The sequence below is a fragment of the Croceibacterium segetis genome (assembly GCF_011320115.1).
Taxonomy (GTDB): Bacteria; Pseudomonadota; Alphaproteobacteria; order Sphingomonadales; family Sphingomonadaceae; genus Croceibacterium_B; species Croceibacterium_B segetis.
The window spans coordinates 249,438-266,262 of sequence record NZ_JAANOZ010000003.1 but is presented as its reverse complement, the minus strand read 5'-3'; the positions used below and the strand labels follow the sequence as shown (position 1 = coordinate 266,262).

General features: G+C 65.8%; 20 protein-coding genes. 8 read left to right on the top strand and 12 right to left on the bottom strand.

The genetic code is table 11. The annotated features are described in order from the left end of the window. The first annotated feature begins 46 nt into the window (after nt 1-46). Nucleotides 47-934, top strand: a complete 888-nt coding sequence (locus tag G7B69_RS05015) for a fructose bisphosphate aldolase (protein ID WP_166176919.1) — start codon at nt 47-49, stop codon at nt 932-934. A 74-nt stretch (nt 935-1,008) separates the two neighbouring features. Next, nucleotides 1,009-2,070, top strand: a complete 1,062-nt coding sequence (locus G7B69_RS05010) for an endonuclease/exonuclease/phosphatase family protein (protein WP_166176724.1) — start codon at nt 1,009-1,011, stop codon at nt 2,068-2,070. Here G7B69_RS05010 and G7B69_RS05005 read toward each other — a convergent pair. From G7B69_RS05005 to G7B69_RS04995, 3 genes are read right to left on the bottom strand one after another with little or no spacing between them, the layout of a single operon-like run. After that, on the bottom strand, nt 2,049-2,444 hold the full coding sequence (locus G7B69_RS05005) for a hypothetical protein (RefSeq protein WP_166176722.1): 396 nt from the start codon (nt 2,442-2,444) through the stop codon (nt 2,049-2,051). The two genes, G7B69_RS05010 and G7B69_RS05005, sit on opposite strands and share 22 nt — an antisense overlap. A 31-nt stretch (nt 2,445-2,475) precedes the next feature. Continuing rightward, nucleotides 2,476-2,808, bottom strand: a complete 333-nt coding sequence (locus G7B69_RS05000; RefSeq protein WP_243415030.1) for an ArsR/SmtB family transcription factor — start codon at nt 2,806-2,808, stop codon at nt 2,476-2,478. Beyond that, nucleotides 2,805-3,263 carry an SRPBCC domain-containing protein gene (locus tag G7B69_RS04995; RefSeq protein WP_166176720.1) on the bottom strand — a complete coding sequence of 153 codons (459 nt, stop codon included), beginning with the start codon at nt 3,261-3,263 and terminating at the stop codon, nt 2,805-2,807. The genes G7B69_RS05000 and G7B69_RS04995 overlap by 4 nt, the downstream gene beginning before the upstream one ends. Before the next feature lie 120 nt (nt 3,264-3,383). Between G7B69_RS04995 and thiE the strand changes: the two genes are divergently transcribed. The 4 genes from thiE to G7B69_RS04975 all read left to right on the top strand — a co-directional run bounded on the left by thiE (nt 3,384) and on the right by G7B69_RS04975 (nt 7,998). Beyond that, on the top strand, nt 3,384-4,019 hold the full coding sequence (gene thiE / locus G7B69_RS04990) for a thiamine phosphate synthase (RefSeq protein ID WP_166176718.1): 636 nt from the start codon (nt 3,384-3,386) through the stop codon (nt 4,017-4,019). A 72-nt stretch (nt 4,020-4,091) separates the two neighbouring features. Further along, nucleotides 4,092-6,059, top strand: coding sequence for an OPT family oligopeptide transporter (locus tag G7B69_RS04985; protein WP_166176716.1), 1,968 nt, complete (start codon nt 4,092-4,094; stop codon nt 6,057-6,059). Between the two features lie 81 nt (nt 6,060-6,140). Further along, nucleotides 6,141-7,370 (top strand): L,D-transpeptidase family protein, encoded by a 1,230-nt coding sequence (locus tag G7B69_RS04980; protein WP_166176714.1) that lies wholly within the window; start codon nt 6,141-6,143, stop codon nt 7,368-7,370. Between the two features lies 1 nt (nt 7,371). After that, nucleotides 7,372-7,998 (top strand): M23 family metallopeptidase, encoded by a 627-nt coding sequence (locus G7B69_RS04975; RefSeq protein WP_166176712.1) that lies wholly within the window; start codon nt 7,372-7,374, stop codon nt 7,996-7,998. On the opposite strand, the gene G7B69_RS04970 is transcribed toward G7B69_RS04975, so the two are convergent. The 8 genes from G7B69_RS04970 to G7B69_RS04935 form a co-directional block, all read right to left on the bottom strand. Beyond that, nucleotides 7,995-8,693 carry a dienelactone hydrolase family protein gene (locus G7B69_RS04970; RefSeq protein WP_207785953.1) on the bottom strand — a complete coding sequence of 233 codons (699 nt, stop codon included), beginning with the start codon at nt 8,691-8,693 and terminating at the stop codon, nt 7,995-7,997. The two genes, G7B69_RS04975 and G7B69_RS04970, sit on opposite strands and share 4 nt — an antisense overlap. Beyond that, nucleotides 8,693-9,412 carry a hypothetical protein gene (locus G7B69_RS04965; RefSeq protein ID WP_166176708.1) on the bottom strand — a complete coding sequence of 240 codons (720 nt, stop codon included), beginning with the start codon at nt 9,410-9,412 and terminating at the stop codon, nt 8,693-8,695. Before G7B69_RS04965 ends, G7B69_RS04970 begins: the two co-directional genes overlap by 1 nt. Next, nucleotides 9,409-9,819 carry a DUF6152 family protein gene (locus G7B69_RS04960; RefSeq protein ID WP_166176706.1) on the bottom strand — a complete coding sequence of 137 codons (411 nt, stop codon included), beginning with the start codon at nt 9,817-9,819 and terminating at the stop codon, nt 9,409-9,411. Before G7B69_RS04960 ends, G7B69_RS04965 begins: the two co-directional genes overlap by 4 nt. A gap of 96 nt (nt 9,820-9,915) precedes the next feature. Then, nucleotides 9,916-10,836 carry a cysteine synthase A gene (gene cysK / locus G7B69_RS04955; protein ID WP_166176704.1) on the bottom strand — a complete coding sequence of 307 codons (921 nt, stop codon included), beginning with the start codon at nt 10,834-10,836 and terminating at the stop codon, nt 9,916-9,918. After that, a complete protein-coding gene (locus tag G7B69_RS04950; RefSeq protein ID WP_243415036.1) occupies nt 10,833-12,125 on the bottom strand; it encodes an MFS transporter in 1,293 nt (430 codons plus the stop codon). Before G7B69_RS04950 ends, cysK begins: the two co-directional genes overlap by 4 nt. Before the next feature lie 72 nt (nt 12,126-12,197). Further along, nucleotides 12,198-12,533, bottom strand: a complete 336-nt coding sequence (locus G7B69_RS04945) for a PilZ domain-containing protein (protein WP_166176700.1) — start codon at nt 12,531-12,533, stop codon at nt 12,198-12,200. Nucleotides 12,534-12,614: 81 nt separating this feature from the next. Beyond that, nucleotides 12,615-13,844, bottom strand: a complete 1,230-nt coding sequence (gene tyrS / locus G7B69_RS04940; protein ID WP_166176698.1) for a tyrosine--tRNA ligase — start codon at nt 13,842-13,844, stop codon at nt 12,615-12,617. Nucleotides 13,845-13,903: 59 nt separating this feature from the next. Continuing rightward, a complete protein-coding gene (locus G7B69_RS04935) occupies nt 13,904-14,524 on the bottom strand; it encodes a glycoside hydrolase family 25 protein (RefSeq protein ID WP_166176696.1) in 621 nt (206 codons plus the stop codon). A gap of 92 nt (nt 14,525-14,616) precedes the next feature. Here G7B69_RS04935 and G7B69_RS04930 point away from each other — a divergent pair, with 92 nt between their 5' ends. Further along, complete coding sequence (locus tag G7B69_RS04930; protein ID WP_166176694.1) at nt 14,617-15,162, top strand: DOMON-like domain-containing protein; 546 nt, start codon at nt 14,617-14,619, stop codon at nt 15,160-15,162. Then, nucleotides 15,159-16,358: an exo-beta-N-acetylmuramidase NamZ family protein gene (locus tag G7B69_RS04925; RefSeq protein ID WP_166176692.1), complete on the top strand. Its 1,200-nt coding sequence runs from the start codon at nt 15,159-15,161 to the stop codon at nt 16,356-16,358. Before G7B69_RS04930 ends, G7B69_RS04925 begins: the two co-directional genes overlap by 4 nt. Here G7B69_RS04925 and G7B69_RS04920 read toward each other — a convergent pair. Further along, nucleotides 16,352-16,708, bottom strand: a complete 357-nt coding sequence (locus G7B69_RS04920; RefSeq protein WP_166176690.1) for a hypothetical protein — start codon at nt 16,706-16,708, stop codon at nt 16,352-16,354. The genes G7B69_RS04925 and G7B69_RS04920 overlap by 7 nt on opposite strands. Between the last annotated feature and the right edge of the window lie 117 nt (nt 16,709-16,825).

Below are 16,825 nucleotides of genomic sequence, written 5' to 3'. Positions count from 1 at the left end.
GTGGCTAAGTCCCGCGGCAGAGAGAGCCAAGGAGTACGCGATGCCGATGAATACCGAAGACATGACCGCCAAGATGGCTGCCGGGCAGGGCTTCATCGCCGCGCTCGACCAGAGCGGCGGCTCGACGCCCAAGGCGTTGACCGGCTACGGCATCGAGGAAGGCGCCTGGTCGAGCGAGGACGAGATGTTCGAGCTGATCCACCAGATGCGCAGCCGGATCATCAAGAGCCCGTGCTTCGCCAGCGGCAAGGTGATCGGAGCGATCCTGTTCGAAAAGACGATGGACGGGTCGGTCGACGGCAAGCCGGTGCCGCAGGCGCTGATCGACCTCGGCGTGGTGCCGTTCCTCAAGATCGACAAGGGCCTCGAGGCCGAAGCCGACGGCGTTCAGCTGATGAAGCCCATGCCCGGGCTCGACGCGCTGCTCGAGCGGGCCAAGGCGCTCGGCGTGTTCGGCACCAAGGAGCGTTCGGTGATCAACGCCGCGAACGCCACGGGGATTGCCGCGGCGGTTGCCCAGCAGTTCGAAGTCGGCAAGCAAGTGCTGGCCCACGGGATGATGCCGATCCTCGAGCCCGAGTATTCGATCAAGGCCCCCGACCGGGCCGCGGGCGAGGAAATTCTCAAGGCGGAAATCCTCAAGCAACTCGACGCGCTGGCCGACGGGCAGCAAGTCATGCTCAAGCTGTCGATCCCGGTCGTGGCGAACTTCTACCGCGAGCTGATCGGGCATCCCAAAGTGCTCGCCGTCGTCGCACTTTCGGGCGGCTACAGCACCGACGAGGCCTGCGCCAAGCTGGCCGAGAACCAAGGCATGATCGCCAGCTTCAGCCGGGGGCTGCTGCAGGACTTGCGGGTGCACCAGAGCGACGGGGAATTCGATCGCACGCTCGGTGCGGCGATCGACCAGATACACATGGCGAGCATTCGCTAGGGGTCGTATCCGACTGAGGAATTGCCGTTCGCCCGGCGTCACTCTCACAGACCTGGTGACGAAGGGATGGGAGTGTGGATCGAAAGCTTGGAAACGTGCGCCCGTCGCGCGTCGTGACAGCTTTCCTGCTAGCGCTGACGCCTGGCCTCAGCGCGGGCCCGGCCGCGGGTCAGCCGCCTGGTGGCGGTTCCGATTACGGCTCGACGGCGCTCAGTCGCCACCGCGCGGCGAATTCGCTGACGGTGATGTCGTACAATGTCGAGGGGCTCCCGGCACCGGCGCGTTTTGGCCGCGCCGCCTCGCTCGACCGGATCGCGGCGCATCTGGCCGATTTGCGCCAACAAGGACGTGAGCCCGATGTCGTGATGTTGCAGGAAGCGTTCGCCGGGCCGGGCGCGCGTATCGCCGAGGAAGCGGGCTATCGCTATGTCGTCGCGGGGCCTTCGGCGCACGCCGTCAACACGGCCCCGGCGCCGGCGGCTGCAAACCGCTTCGTCGCGGCGACATCGCATCTCAAGGGCGAAGGCGACGGCAAGTGGCTCGACAGTGGCCTTCGCATCTTGTCGGATTACCCGATCACCAAGGTGGACCGGCTCGCCTTTCCCACCTGGGCCTGCGCGGGTTACGATTGCCTGGCCAACAAGGGCGCGCTTATCGCCTGGGTGCGGATACCCGGCAGCGCGCAGCCGGTTGCGTTCATCGATACCCATCTCAATTCGCGGGCCGCTTCAGGCGTGGCGCAAGATCGCGCCGACACCGCCTATGCGTACCAGACCGTCGCATTGCGACAGTTCATTGCGGAAAGGGTGCCCGCTCACGCGGTCGCGTTCCTCGGCGGCGATTTCAATACGGGCCGCGCGAAAGTCCGTTGGCATGATCTCGGGGCCAACCCCCTGACGCAGTCGCGGAACTCGCTGCTCGACGCGTTCGCCAGCGAGCATACGCTTGCGCAAGACGACAGGCGCAACATGGAGGCGATCCTGCGCCGCGCCAAGGACTGGCTCTTCTATCGCGGCAATATGCGTCTGTCGGTCACGCTGACCGGCTTCGAAGTGCCCTTCGGTGTGAGGGCCGACGGTTCAAGCCTGTCGGACCACCTAGGCTACGAGGCCCACTACCGAGTCTGGGGCGTGTAGCGGAGGGTGAAGCTGTAATGGCTGGGCGGAATTTGTGCCGTCGAGCCGCGTTGTGGGCTGACCTGTTCGAGCAGCAGCGTGCCTCCGTCGACTCCAAGGGGTTGCCCAAGCGTTGCGAACACCGCGTGATCGGCACCGGCGGGCTCGACCAGCACCTTCAGGCGCACCTGTCCGGCCCAGATGCATTGCACGGCCGTGGGGCAGCGGCTGTCTTCCTCGACGCTGATCGGAGTCAGGTTGACCGGTCCGAAATTGCCCGTTTGTCCAAGCGCCAGGGTGTGGACCGAGTTCGCGCCCGAGCCGAAAAGTGTCGCGCAACCGGCAAGGGGCAGGGCGGCCAGGGCGAGGGCGGCGGAAGCCTTGATCATCGGCATGTCTCCGGTCTGTCGATTATGCATCAACGCATCAACGGCCCGCTTGGGGCCCCATCTCGTCGAGCATGTCGCCGAGGCGTTCGAGCCGGGCTTCCCATTCGCGGCGGACCTGCCGGGTCCAGGCTTCGATCGAGTCGAGTCCTTCAGGACGAATCCGGCAATAGCGCGTGCGGCCGCGCTTCTCCGAACAGGCCAGCCCGGCCTGTTCGAGCACGCGCAAGTGCTGGCCGACTGCCGTCACGGTGATCCCAAGCGGGTCAGCGAGCGCGGAAACGCTCGCCGGACCTCGCGCCATCAGCGACACCATCGCCCGTCGCGTGGGATCGCCCATCGCGTCGAACAGCGCGGCGGCCTCGGAAGTCACGATGCCAGCGACCGTTCGAGCACGTCGAGCAGCGTTTCCCACCCGCCGCGGCGCATTTGTGGCCCGTCGGCGTTTTCGTAGAACGCCGCCTGGTGCGTCAACGTGAGTTTGCAGCCGTCGCCATTGTCGCTCAGGTCGTAAGTGATCAGCGCGGTCGAGATGCGGTTGCCGGCGAAGTCGGTGCTGCTGCTGACGACGATGCGTTCGCCTTCGCGAATATCTTCGATGCGGCCTTCGTTGACGATCACGGCGCCGGGAAACGGCGTGTCTTCGCCGAGCGTGTAATGCTGGCGTTCGAGGCCACCGGGACGGAAGTCCATTTCAAACTTCATCACGCCCGTGCGCTCGGCCGAGTACCAACGCGCCTTGAGCTCGGGGTCGGACAGCGCGCGGTAGAGGCGATCGCGGCTGTGCGGGAAATGTCGTTCGATCACGAAAGTGTCGTGGACGGTCATGCGAATCTCCATTGGTGAAGTGATGGCTTCACTAAAAAAGAGCAACAAATAGTCAAGTCACACCTTCACTATTGCGAGCACGCTTGGCGGACGGGGCACGGCGCTCTACGGAACCGCGCGATGCCTGCCGATAACCCCCGCTGCCAGCTGTACCTCATCTCGCCGCTCGACGTCGGCGGCGATTTCCCCGCGCGGCTCGAACGCGCACTGGCGGCGGGGCCGGTAGCGGCGTTCCAGTTCCGCGTGAAGGGCGTAGAGCAGCACGAGGCCGCGCGGCTCGCCGAGCCGCTGCAGGAGATCTGCGCGCGCCACGACGTCGCCTTCATCGTCAACGATTCGATCGCGCTGGCCAAGCGGCTCAAGGCTGACGGCGTCCACCTTGGGCAGGACGACGGCGACGTGCGCGACGCGCGTGAAGAACTGGGCCGCGACGCGCAGATCGGCGTCACTTGCCATGCGAGCGTGCATCTGGCGATGGAGGCGGGCGAGGCGGGGGCCGACTACGTCGCTTTCGGCAGCTTCTTTCCGAGCGAAACCAAGGCCAGCGAGCATCGGCCTGACCTCGAATTGCTTAGCCGGTGGCAGGAAGTCTTCGAGATTCCCTGCGTGGCCATAGGAGGGATTACCCCGCAGAACTGCGGACCGCTGGTGACCGCGGGAGCCGATTTCCTCGCCGTTTGCGGGGCGGTGTGGAAGGGCGATGAGGCCGAGGCCGTGCGCGCATTCCATGAGGCGATTGCCAAAGCCCCGGGTTGACGCAAAGATCGTTTCCCTGCGCGCAATAATCGTGCAGACCTTCGTTGAGCCGAGCTGGGGAGAGCCGCTGAGATGACCACCGCCACGACGCCCGTCCGCGAGCTTACGCTGCGCGCGATTCTGCTGGGCGGATCGCTGACCTTCCTGTTCACCGCGGCCAACGTCTATTTCGGGCTGCGCGTCGGCCTGACGTTCTCGACCGCACTGCCCGCGGCGGTGATCTCGATGGCGCTGCTGCGCAACTTCTCCGACAACAGCCTGGTCGAGAACAACATCACGCAGACGATCTGCAGCGCGGCCGGGGCGGTAGCGACGATCATCTTCATCATTCCCGGGCTGATCATGGTCGGCTGGTGGACGAGCTTCCCCTATTGGACGACCGTTGCCCTGTGCTTCATCGGCGGGACGATGGGCGTGATGATGTCGGTGCCGCTGCGCCGCGCGCTGGTCGTCAATTCGCCCCTGCCGTACCCCGAAGGGATCGCCGGTGCCGAAGTGCTCAGGGTGGGCGGCGCGACCGCAGAAGGCGCGGCGGAGAGCCGCTTTGGCCTCAGGACGATGGTCTTCGGCGGGCTTGTCAGCGTGGTGCTGGCGGTGCTCATCGCGTTCGGGTTGGCCGCGGCCGAGATTTCGCGTTTCTTCCGCGTCGGCGCGGGCGCGACCGGAGTTGCCTCCACCACCTCGCTCGGGCTGCTTGCAATCGGCCACCTGATCGGGCTTTCCGCCGGCATCGCGCTCCTCGTCGGCACGGTGATCTCGTGGGGCATCCTGCTGCCGTGGATGACCGCCGCGGCCGGCGTCACGGGCTCGGTCGAGGACTTCGTCGGCACGATCTTCTCAACCCAGGTGCGCTTCATCGGCGCCGGCGCGATTGCCGTCGCGGCGATCTGGACGATGCTCAAGCTCGTCAAACCGATCGCCGAAGGGCTCGCCGGCATCGCGGCCACATCGCGCGCGCGCAAAGGCGGCGAGGTCATAGACATTACCGAGCGCGACCTTCCGGGCTCCATCGTCTACGGCACCCTGCTCATTGCGCTGCTGCCGATCGCCTGGATGCTGTGGACCTTCGTCCAGGGCGGACCGGTCGCGGCCAACTTCGGCGTGGCGATCACCGCAACTTTGGTCTTCGTGCTTGCGATCGGCGCGGTGGTGGCGGCGGTAACCGGCTATATGGCCGGGCTCGTCGGCACGTCGAACAGCCCGGTTTCGGGCGTCGGCATCCTGTCGATCATCGTCGCCTCGATCATGGTCATGCTGCTGTTCCCCGGGCACCATTCGGACGCCGACACTAAGGCGCTGGTCGCCTTCGCCCTGTTCGCCACCTCCTTCGTGTTCGGCATCGCCCTCGTCGCCAACGACAACCTGCAGGACCTCAAGACCGGCTATCTCGTCGGCTCGACGCCGTGGAAGCAGCAGGTGGCGCTAGTGATCGGCATTGCTTGCGGCAGCCTGGTTATCCCGCCGGTGCTCAACCTGCTCAACACGACGATGGGCTTTGCCGGCGCGCCCAATGCCGGCCCTGGCTCGCTCCCGGCGCCGCAAGCTTCGCTGATCTCTTCGCTGGCGCAGGGCGTGCTCGGCGGAACGCTTCGCTGGGACCTGCTCGGTTACGGGGCGGCGATCATCGGCGTGGTCATCGTCATCGACGAATGGCTCGGCGTGCGCGCGAGGACGAACGGCAAGGGCCTGCGCCTGCCGCCGCTCGGCGTGGCGATGGGCATGTACCTGCCGATCTCGCTGATCCTGATTACCGCGATCGGCGCCTTCGTCGGGCACTTCTGGGACAAGCGCGCCGACCGCACCACGCGGCCGGAGTTCATGAAGCGCAGCGGAGTGCTGCTGGCCACGGGTCTGATCGTCGGCGAGAGCCTTGCCGGCCTCGCGACCACGGGTCTGGTAGGCATTTTCGGCGAAAATCCCCTTATCCTCGTAAATGAGAATTTTGCGCCGGCCGCCCAACTGATCGCGCTCGTGGCTCTCGTCGCGTTCGCGTGGTACGCCTATCGCTGGACCCGTATCGAGGCAGAGAAGGTCGCCTGAGGCGGATATTTTGCCGCGCTAACTCGTTGATCCGGTGAACAGGGGGCGGTTCCGCGCCCCGCCACCGGAGATTTCAGACCCATGCGTACCGTTCTCGCCGCCGTCGCGCTGATGGCGCTGGCCGCATGCGGCTCCAACGACCATGACAAGACCAGGCAGCAACCGACGGCGGCCGCCACGGTGGCCGTGGCGCAAAACGGTGCCGACAGCATGGCCTCGCAAGACCCGGCCGCTGGCGAACAAGCCCGGATCGACATCCCCGATTCCCAGTCGCGGCCGATCATGCAGGCGCAAGTGGTGCTCGACCGCCAGGGCTTCGGCCCCGGGGTGATCGACGGCAAGATGGGCATCTCGACCGAGAACGCGCTCCAGGGCTTCCAGGAGGCTCACGGTCTGCAAGTGACCGGCAAGCTCGATCCGGCGACCCAGCAGGCGCTCGGGCAGTGGAACAACATTCCCGCCACGCGCGTGGTGAAGATCCCGGACGACTGGGGCACTCGGCAGTACCAGAAGGTCCCCAAGGAGCCGGAGGACCAGGCGAAGCTGCAGGAGCTCGGCTACGAGAGCCTCGACGAACGTCTCGCCGAGCGGTTTCACACGACCTCGGAAGTGCTCGACCAGCTTAACCCGAACGGGCAACCGGCGGGCATGGCGAGCCCGACGCTTGCCCAAGGCGGCGCGAACACGGCGCAAGGAAATGCCAAGGCGGCCGCAACCGCTGCCGCCTCTCTCACTCCAGCGGCCTCCTCCTCGAACGGACCGGCACAGCCGGGCTTCCATGCCGGCCAGTTGGTTCGCGTTCCCAACGTCGGTGCCGACCGGATCGACCCGGCGGTGGTGGAGGACAAGACCTGGCAGGCGACGCTCGCCTCGCTGGGCGTCGGCACAGATCAGCCGCACGTCAGCAAGATCGTGGTCGACAAGTCGGGCGGGTGGCTCAAGGGTTACGACGAGGCCGGCAAGCTGGTGGCGACGTTCACCGTCACCACCGGTTCGCAGCATGATCCCCTGCCGCTCGGGACCTGGGGCATCACGACTATCAGCCGCAATCCGCACTTCAATTACAATCCGGACCTGTTCTGGGATGCCGGCGCCAACGACACCAAGCAGCGCTTGCCCCCTGGACCGAACGGGCCGGTTGGCGTGGTATGGATCGATCTTACCAAGGAACATTACGGCATCCACGGCACGCCCGAGCCGCAGACCATCGGCCGGACACAAAGTCACGGCTGTGTGCGGCTGACCAACTGGGACGCCGCGCGCCTGGCGCAGATGATCGATACCAAGACCAAGGTCGTCTTCCAGGCCTGACATGCGCTTCGCCGACCGCCTCTCGACGATCGCCGCGACCGCCACGATCACTTCGGCGGCGTGGATCCTGTTCGGCAGCGCGTGGGTTACCCGCACCGTGCCGTCGGGAGCCCCCGCGGCGCAGCTGGCGGCAACGGGTGCGGGCGGCGAGCCGACGGTTGCGGTGCGGTCACCGACGGCCAATTCGAAAGGCCTGCAAATCCCGGTTGCCGGGGTCAAGCCCGAGCAATTGGTCGACACGTTCGAAGATGTACGGGGCGGAGGATCGCGCTTGCACGAGGCGCTCGATATCGTGGCCCCGCGCGGGACGCCGGTGGTCGCGGCAGCGGCGGGCACGGTGGAGAAGCTGTTCCGCTCGGATGCCGGGGGCAACACCCTCTACGTCCGCTCGCCCGACCGCGCGACGATCTTCTACTACGCCCACCTCGATCGCTACGCCGACGGCCTGCACGAAGGACAAAGAGTTGCCCAGGGCCAGACGCTCGGCGCGGTCGGCTCGACGGGCGACGCCAGTCCGGATGCACCACACCTGCACTTCGAGATCATGCAAACGACGCCGAATGCGAAGTGGTACGAGTCAGCCACCTCGATCAACCCGTACCCGCTGCTGACAGGCAAGCAAGGTTAGCCGAACACCTCGTCGAACAGTTCGAACATCGCCGCCCAGCTCTGCCTGTCGGCGCTGGCGTCATAGCCGACAGCCGGATTGAGTGCTGGCCCTGGGTTCGTGAAGCCGTGCATCACGCCGCTGTACGAATGGAAATGCCAGTTGGCGCCGGCCGCGTCCATTTCCTCCCAGAAACTGACCACCTGGCTGCGCGGCACCAGCGGATCGGCGTCGCCATGGCAGACAAGGATGCGCGCGGTGACCTCGCCCGGTTCGGCCGGTAGGTCGGTGCCGAGCAGGCCGTGGAAGCTCACCACGGCCTCGAGCGGTGCGCCCTCGCGAGCCAGCTCGAGGACCGCACCGCCGCCCATGCAGAAACCGATGGCAGCGAAGGGCAGGGCGTCGGCGCCGCGCAGCGAGGCCAGCGAACGAATGGCCTGGCGGATGCGGCGGCGGAAATCCTCCGGCTGCGGGCGAATTTCGGCAGCAAATTCGCGCGATTGTTCGAAGTTTTCCGGGTTCCGCCCGTAGAAATCGGCCACGAACGTGAGGTAGCCATGCTCGGCCAGCGACTGCGCCTTGTCGAGCACCACGCCCTGCTGGTTCATGATCGTCGGGTAGACCAGCACCGCGGCCCGCGGGCTGCTCGCGGTCCGATAGACCAGCCCGGTAAGGACGGTTTCGCCGTCGTTGTAACTAACGCGCTCGGTTTCCATCACTTGTCGATGCGAAGGTGCTGGCTGCCATCTTCGCTGACATATTCGCGGTTATCCTCGCACACGTATTCCTGCAGCTTGTAGTCCTTCATCCGGCGGAAGGTCCACGCCCAGGTCCACGGGTTGGCGAGGTGATCGTCCTCGACCGTGACTTCGTCCTTGAGGTAGTCGGGCGCCAGAAGGCTGATCCGTTCGGTGATCTTCATCGATTCCGAATGCGGCGCCCAGCGGAAGGTAACGTAGTCCTTCACGCCGGTCGTCTCGACCACCAGCGTGTCGCCTTCCCAGTGGCCGACCGACTGGCCGTAGAAGCTGGGATCGACGGTATCCCACTTCGGCAGCGGCTGGTTCATGTAGATGCGCCGGGTCTGGTTGAAGGCTTCCTGGGTGATGTTGATCTGCTCGGCCCGCTGGAACACTTCCATCGGGAACATGCCCATCATCATCGCCGGCATGCCGTCGGGGATGCAATGGACGTAGTTGTCGCCCGCAGGCTGGCCTTCCTCGATGCGCTGCTGCAGCTTCTTCTGGTCACTGTCCCACTTGACCTTGAACTCGGGCTTGAGCGGCGGATCGGGGATCGGCGTCGGCGCATAGCGCGGATCGGCCTTCTCGTTCGGGGGCGGATAGCGCTCCCACGTGCCGCTGAAATCGGGATGGTCGGCGGCCGACGCCGCGGTGGCAAGGCTCAGCGCCGCGAGAAGGATGGCCTCTCTCATGACGTGATCTTGTAGCGCTGGGCGTTGGGCACGCCGGGCAGCATCTTGGTCCCGTTCGGGAGCGTCAGCTCGAGCAGCAGGCCGCCCGATTGTCCGTCGCGGAGCGGGGACATGACGGCTGTGACGACGTCGCCCGGTTTCACCGTGCGCGAGCTCCAGCCGCCGCGATGGAGCATGTTCGGGCTCGTCATCTCCATCGTGTAGTGCTTGGTCCCACCCTTGCCGTCGTCGGCATCGATATCGAGATACGAATGCGGGTTCGTCCACTGGTACGCGGTGACCTTGCCGTGCAGCGTGACGGAGCGTGTGTTGTCGAACATCGCGAACGAATGGTGCGCGAGTGCCGGCAAGGCAGGAACGCCGACCAACAGGAGCGCAGCGCCGCGGACACCGAATTTGAGATTCATGGATTCCTCTCCCCAACGGGCATCCCGCCGTGGCGAGCACCTGTTTGACAGTGGCAAATCTACCCGAGCCGCCAATCTCCGCAAGGGCTTACTGCGCTATTCGGTGGGCAGGAAATCCGGCACCGAGAGATAACGTTCGCCGGTATCGTAGTTGAAGCCTAAAATACGGGCGCCGGTGTCCACTTCCGCCAGTTTCTGCGAGATAGCCGCCAGCGTGGCGCCGCTCGAAATGCCGACGAGCAGGCCTTCCTCGCGGGCGCACCGGCGGGCCATTTCCTTGGCGTCCTCGGCCTCGACTGCGATGGCGCCGTCGATCGATTGGGTGTGCAGGTTGGTCGGGATGAACCCGCCGCCGATGCCCTGGATCGGATGCGGGCCGGGCTGGCCGCCGCCGATCACCGGCGAAAGCGTTGGCTCGACGGCATAAGCCTTGAGGCCCGGCCAGGACTTCTTGAGCACTTCGGCGCAGCCGGTCAGGTGGCCTCCGGTGCCGACGCCGGTGATCAGATAGTCGAACGGCGCATCGGCGAAGTCCCTGAGGATTTCCTGCGCGGTCGTTTGGGCATGGATCGCCACGTTGGCGGGGTTGTCGAACTGCTGCGGCATCCACGAACCGGGGGTCTGCTCGACCAGTTCGGTCGCGCGGGCGATTGCGCCTTTCATCCCGCCTTCCTTGGGCGTCAGGTCGAAGCTCGCGCCGTAGGACAGCATCAACCGTCGCCGCTCGAGGCTCATCGATTCGGGCATGACCAGCACTAGCTTGTAGCCCTTGACCGCGGCGACCATCGCCAGTCCGATGCCGGTGTTGCCGCTGGTCGGCTCGATGATCGTGCCGCCCGGCTTGAGCGCTCCGCGACGCTCGGCATCCTCGACCATGGCCAGCGCGATGCGGTCCTTGATCGAGCCGCCGGGATTGCTGCGCTCGCTCTTCACCCACACCTCATGGTCGGGGAACATCCGCGACAGGCGAATGTGCGGTGTGTTGCCGATGGTGGCGAGGACGCTGTCTGCCTTCATGACGCTGGCTCCTTCGTTGTTTCTTGCTGCGCTTGACCTTCGTGCAGGAATGTAGGGGCAAAGGTCCTCGCCCGGCGAAGCTCGGGGAATATCCACGCCCATATCGCGGTGACCACTATCGCACCGACCCCGCCGAAGACAACCGCCCCGGTGGCGCCGATCAACCCGGCCACCAAGCCCGATTCGAGCTCGCCGAGCTCGTTCGAGGCGGAGATCGCCAGCCCCGAGATCGACGAGACGCGGCCCCTCTTGTTGTCGGGGGTGTTGAGCTGGACCAGCGAATTGCGCACGAACACCGAGATCATGTCCGCGGCGCCGAGACACGCGAGCGCGCCCAGCGAAAGCAGGAAGCTGCGCGAAAGCGCGAAAACGATCGTGGCCGCGCCGAAGGCTACGACAGCCCACAACATCTTTACGCCGACGTTGCGCTCGAGCGGCTGCCACGAAAGGAGCGCGGCCACGAGCGAGGCGCCGACGGCGGGCGCCCCGCGCATTATCCCGAGGCCTTCGGGGCCGACGGCGAGAATGTCGCGAGCATAGACCGGGAGCATCGCCGTGGCGCCGCCGAGCAGCACGGCGAACAAGTCGAGCGTGATGCAGCCGAGCAGGAACCGTTCGCGGCGGACGAACTGAAAGCCTTCGATCATCTGCCTCAGCGGATGAGCCCGCGGTCCGTCATGCTGCGCGCGAACCGGCCTGATCGAGAGAATCAGCAGGCCCGAGGCGAGCAGCAGCGCGGCCGACAGGAAATAGGGCGACGAAGGGCTCCAGGCGAACAACAAGCCGCCGATCGCCGGGCCGATCACCGTGCCGACCTGCCAGGCGATCGAGCTCAGCGCGATCGCCTTGGGGAGCAATTGTTGTGAGACGAGGTTCGGGGCGATCGCCGAGAGCGCGGGCCCGTTGAACACCCGCGCCGAACCGTGCAGCGCGGCGAGCGAGAACAGCAACGGCAAGCTGAGCGCGTCGCGCCAGGTCGCCAGGGCGAGGGCGACTGCGATCAGCGCATCGACTCCATTGGCGCAAAGCACGACGATCCGGCGGTCGAAACGGTCGGCGGCCACTCCCGCCACCGGCGTGAGCAGCATCAGCGGGACGAACTGGGCCGCGCCGAGCAGGCCGAGCATGAAAGCCGCCTGCGAGCGGTCCATGCCGTAGTCGGCGCGAGCGACGTCGTAGGTCTGGTAGCCGATCAGGACCACCATCGAGAGGGTCGAGAACACCGCAAGGAAGCGCGCCAGCCAGAAGCGCCGGTAATCGGCGATCTGCAGCGGCGAGGTCGGTTCAATCACCCGCGCGGAATGGCAGCCGCGGATTGCGCTGCCAAGCGTTCAGAATCTATCCCGGTGTGGAGACCCGCTTTAGCCGCGGCGGCGCAGGCGAGGATTGGGCTGGAGTGCTTCGATCATCGCTTCGAAATCGTCGAGGCGGATGATTCGCTCGAACTGGAAGCCCGCGCGTTCGTCGGCGGTCCAGATGCAGTAGGCCTCGATGCGACCGATCGACGGCAGGCGGACGATCACACGATCGCCGCGGCCGAGAACCGGCGCGCCGCTGACCATGAAGCCATGGGCGGAGATGTTGCTGATGTGCAACGGAACGTCACCGCGCGTGCGGTGCTCTCCGATGACCGGATGGTCGACCGGATGCCGGGTCGCCCGGCGCTGATCGGTGACCGAAAGCTGTGCTCCGCTCATCTGGTAAAGTTCCTTCGTTCCATCCCTTGAGCCTCCTTTTCGCAACAAATGCTGGAAAAAGGGTAAAGGAGGGCCTCAGGATCAGGCGGAGCGGAGGATTCCGTGGCGCTTGCGGCCGAGGCTGAGCTTGCGTTCCTGTCCCGGCGAAACCTGGACGAGAAAGCCGGGATCGGTCACGGGTCGATCGTCGAGACGCACCGCGCCTTCGGCAATCTTGCGCTTGGCTTCACCGTTCGAGGCGGTGAAGCCCAGATCTGTGCAGGCAGCACCCAGACGGATGCCCTCGGGGGGCACGACCAGCACGGGCAGGTCCTCGCCAAGACCGCCGCCAGCAAAAGTGGCCATGGCGGTGGCTTCCGCGGCCCGTGCCGCCTCATCCCCACGGACGAGCCTGGTGACCTCGCTGGCGAGGACGATCTTGGCCTGGTTGATCTCCGCGCCAGCGAGCGCTTCGAGCCGGACAATCTCTTCGAGCGGCAAGTCGGTGAACAGGCGCAGGAACTTGCCGACGTCGCGGTCGTCGGTGTTGCGCCAATACTGCCAGAAATCGTAGCTCGGCAGCATGTCCTCGTTGAGCCACACCGCCCCGGCGGCGGTCTTGCCCATCTTCGCGCCGTCGGCGGTCGTCAACAGCGGCGTGGTCACGCCGTAAAGCTCGGTGCCGTCCATCCGCCGGGCAAGCTCGATGCCGTTGATGATGTTGCCCCACTGATCGCTGCCGCCGAGTTGCAGCCGGCAGCCGACGCGGAGGGCCAGTTCACGAAAGTCATACGCCTGGAGGATCATGTAGTTGAATTCGAGGAAGGTCAGCGGCTGCTCGCGTTCGAGCCGCAGCCTGACCGAATCGAAGGTCAGCATGCGGTTGATCGTGAAGTGCGGGCCGACCTCGCGCAGCAGCTCGACGTAGCCGAGCTGGTCGAGCCATTCGGCGTTGTCGACCATGACCGCGTCGGTCGGGCCGTCGCCGAACACCAGCAGGCGCTCGAACACCGCGCGGATCGAGGCGATGTTGGCGGCGATCGTCTCGCCGGTGAGCAGCTTGCGACTCTCGTCCTTGCCCGAAGGATCGCCGACCTTGGTCGTGCCGCCGCCCATTACCACGATCGGCTTGTGCCCGGCCTGCTGCAGGCGGCGCAGCAACATGATCTGCACCATGCTGCCGACGTGCAGCGAAGACGCCGTCGCGTCGAAGCCGATGTAGCCCGGCACGACCTGCTTGCTCGCCAGCGCATCGAGCGCCGCGGCGTCGGTCACCTGGTGGATGTAGCCGCGCTCGTCGAGCAGGCGCAGGAGGGAGGAGCTGTAGGTCATGGTTCGCGGCGCGCGCTAGCATGCGCCGCCCGGCCCGCAAAGCCCCGCGGGTGGCCCGTTCAGCCGCCGTGCCAAAGCTTGCGCAAGTTCGCTTCGGACCCGTTGAAGCGGTCGCGGTCGCAATGGCCGATGCCCTTGACCGACTTGGGATCGCCGCCGATCGCACCATCGGTGTACTGCCACATGGTCCAGGTCGGCCAGTTTGCCGGCACAACCGCCGTCGGCCCATATTGCGCGAGCCAGAGCCAGCAGTTGGCGAGGAGCGCATCCTTGTTGCTGCCGAGCAGCTCCTTGATCGTGTGCCCGGAGTAGAGGCCCGGCCAGCGGCCGGTCTGATCGTGGATGTGCGTGACGAAGGCATGCGCCTCGATCAGGTTCATCGACGGTCCGGTCGGGTTGGGCTCGAGATCGAGCACCATCAGCACGTCCTGCGGGTCGCCCACGGCGTCGAGAAAGTTGACCGCTTGCTTCACTCCGTCGCTACCGGTTGCGAAGTGATAGGCGCCCCACAGCAGGCCAGCGTCGTGAACCTTCTTGCGGTTGGCCTTGAACATCGGATCGCGGCCGGTCGTGCCTTGCGAAGCCTTGTGGATCACGCCGAGGATGCCGTCGGCCTTGGCCGACTTGAAATTGAGCGACTTGCCGTTGTGGTGCGAAATGTCGATGACCGCGTTCAGCATGGCTTTTCCCCCGTTGTGGCGAAGCTGATTGTGAAGCCGATAATTGGCCGATTCGATGTAGGAAAATGCTTTATGACGATGGCCATATTTTGATGGAAATCGAACGAAGCCTCTTCCCTCATCCGGCCCATCCTCCGCTGAAGGTTACCGCGGTGGCCGCACGAGTTCTCGGCGCGGACGATTTCTGGCTGCGGCTGCGCTGGCGGATCGACGGCGCCCAGGCGCTGGTGGTGCCGCCGTTCGCCGGCAAGGGCAGGGCGGACGGGCTGTGGCAGACGACCTGCTTCGAGCTGTTCCTGATGCACGATCGCGGCCCAGGCTACTGCGAGTTCAATCTCTCGCCGTCCGAACGCTGGGCCGCCTACGACTTTTCCGGCTATCGCGAGGGGATGGCCGAGCGTCCGGTCGAACGCGAGCCGCAAGGGACGATGCGGCTCGGCAGCAGCTTCGCGATCTTTGACGCCGCGATCCCGCTATCGGCGCTGCCCGAGGACGACTGCCGCATGAACCTGACGGCGGTGATCGAGGAACAGGGCGGGGTAAAGAGCTACTGGGCGCTGGCCCACCAGGCGGAAAAGCCCGACTTCCACGACCCCGCTTGCTTCGCCGCGACGCTTCCGGCACCGAAGCGGCCATGAAATTCGGCATCGACCGGCTGCTCACCGAGCCGGAACTCAGGCGGCAACTCGACGGCAGGCGCGTCGCGCTGGTCGCCCATCCGGCCTCGGTGACCGCCGACCTCACGCACTCGCTCGACGCCCTGATCGCGGCGGGCATCAAGGTCACCAGCGCCTTCGGCCCGCAGCACGGGCTCAAAGGCGACAAGCAGGACAACATGGTCGAAACCGCGGACGAGACCGATCCGCACTACGGCATTCCGATCTTCAGCCTCTACGGCGAGGTGCGGCGCCCCTCGGGGCAGATGATGAGCACCGCCGACGTGTTCCTGTTCGACCTGCAGGACCTCGGCTGCCGCATCTATACCTTCTGCACGACGCTGCTCTACCTCCTCGAGGAGGCGGTCAATCACGGCAAGGCGGTGTGGGTGCTCGACCGGCCCAACCCGGCCGGGCGCCCAGTCGAAGGGACGCTGCTGCAACCCGGACAGGAAAGCTTCGTCGGCGCCGCGCCGATGCCGATGCGCCACGGGCTGACGATGGGCGAGATGGGTGCGTGGTTCGTGCGCCGGTTCAACCTCGACGTCGAATACCGGGTGATCGAGATGCACGATTGGTTGCCCGAGGCCGGACCGGGCTTCGGCTGGCCCGAGAGCCGCATCTGGATCAATCCGAGCCCCAACGCCGCCAATCTCAACATGGCGCGCGCCTATGCCGGCACCGTCATGCTCGAGGGCACGACGCTGAGCGAGGGCAGGGGCACGACCCGCCCGCTGGAGATCCTGTTCGGCGCACCCGATCTCGACGCCAAAGCGGTGCTGGCGGAGATGCATCGCCTCGCGCCGGACTGGCTCGCGGGCTGCGCACTGCGCGAATCATGGTTCACGCCGACCTTCCACAAGCATGCAGGTATGCTCTGCAACGCTCTGATGATTCACGCGAAAGGCCCGTTCTATAACCACGAAGCTTTTCGCCCCTGGCGGCTGCAGGCGCTCGCCTTCAAGGCCATCCGCCGGCTCCATCCGGAATACTCGATCTGGCGCGATTTCGCCTACGAGTACGAGTTCGAACGCCTCGCGATCGACGTGATCAACGGCGGGCCTGGCTTGCGCGAATGGGTCGACGATCCGGCGGCGGAGCCGGCCGATCTCGATGCCCTGGCTTCAACCGATGAAGCCACTTGGCGCGAGGAAGTGGCCGACTTGCTGCTTTACTGACCGGCGAGCGGCTTTAGCTGGGCCGGGCCGTTGCGGTATTCCGGCAAAGGCCGGATGTCGCTCAGGTTGTTGCGCATGACCAGCACCGAGCAGCCGCCGATCCGCTTGTCCACCGCGGCAAGCAGAAGCGGTTCGTCGGGCGCGGCGGTATCTCGCTGCAGTTTGGGCAATCCCCGCGAATCGCGGACCTCTTCGATGCGGTCGTGGCAGACGGGAGTGGCCCCAGGATTGGCCAATTCAACGCGGTCGCGCAAAACCGGCCGCGCAGGAATGGGTGAATCCTTCGAGGGAGCTTCGGCGGAGGCGCTCACACTCAAGAGCAGGGCCGGCAGCAAGATCATGATGCGCATGACTTATCTCCTCGGCGGCCGCGTATATCATCGCGGGGGGCGAAGGCCAATCCGTACGAGGCCGTCCCAGTCGTTGACTTCGTCCGGATTTCGCTTGCCCTCGCGATTGCACTCTCG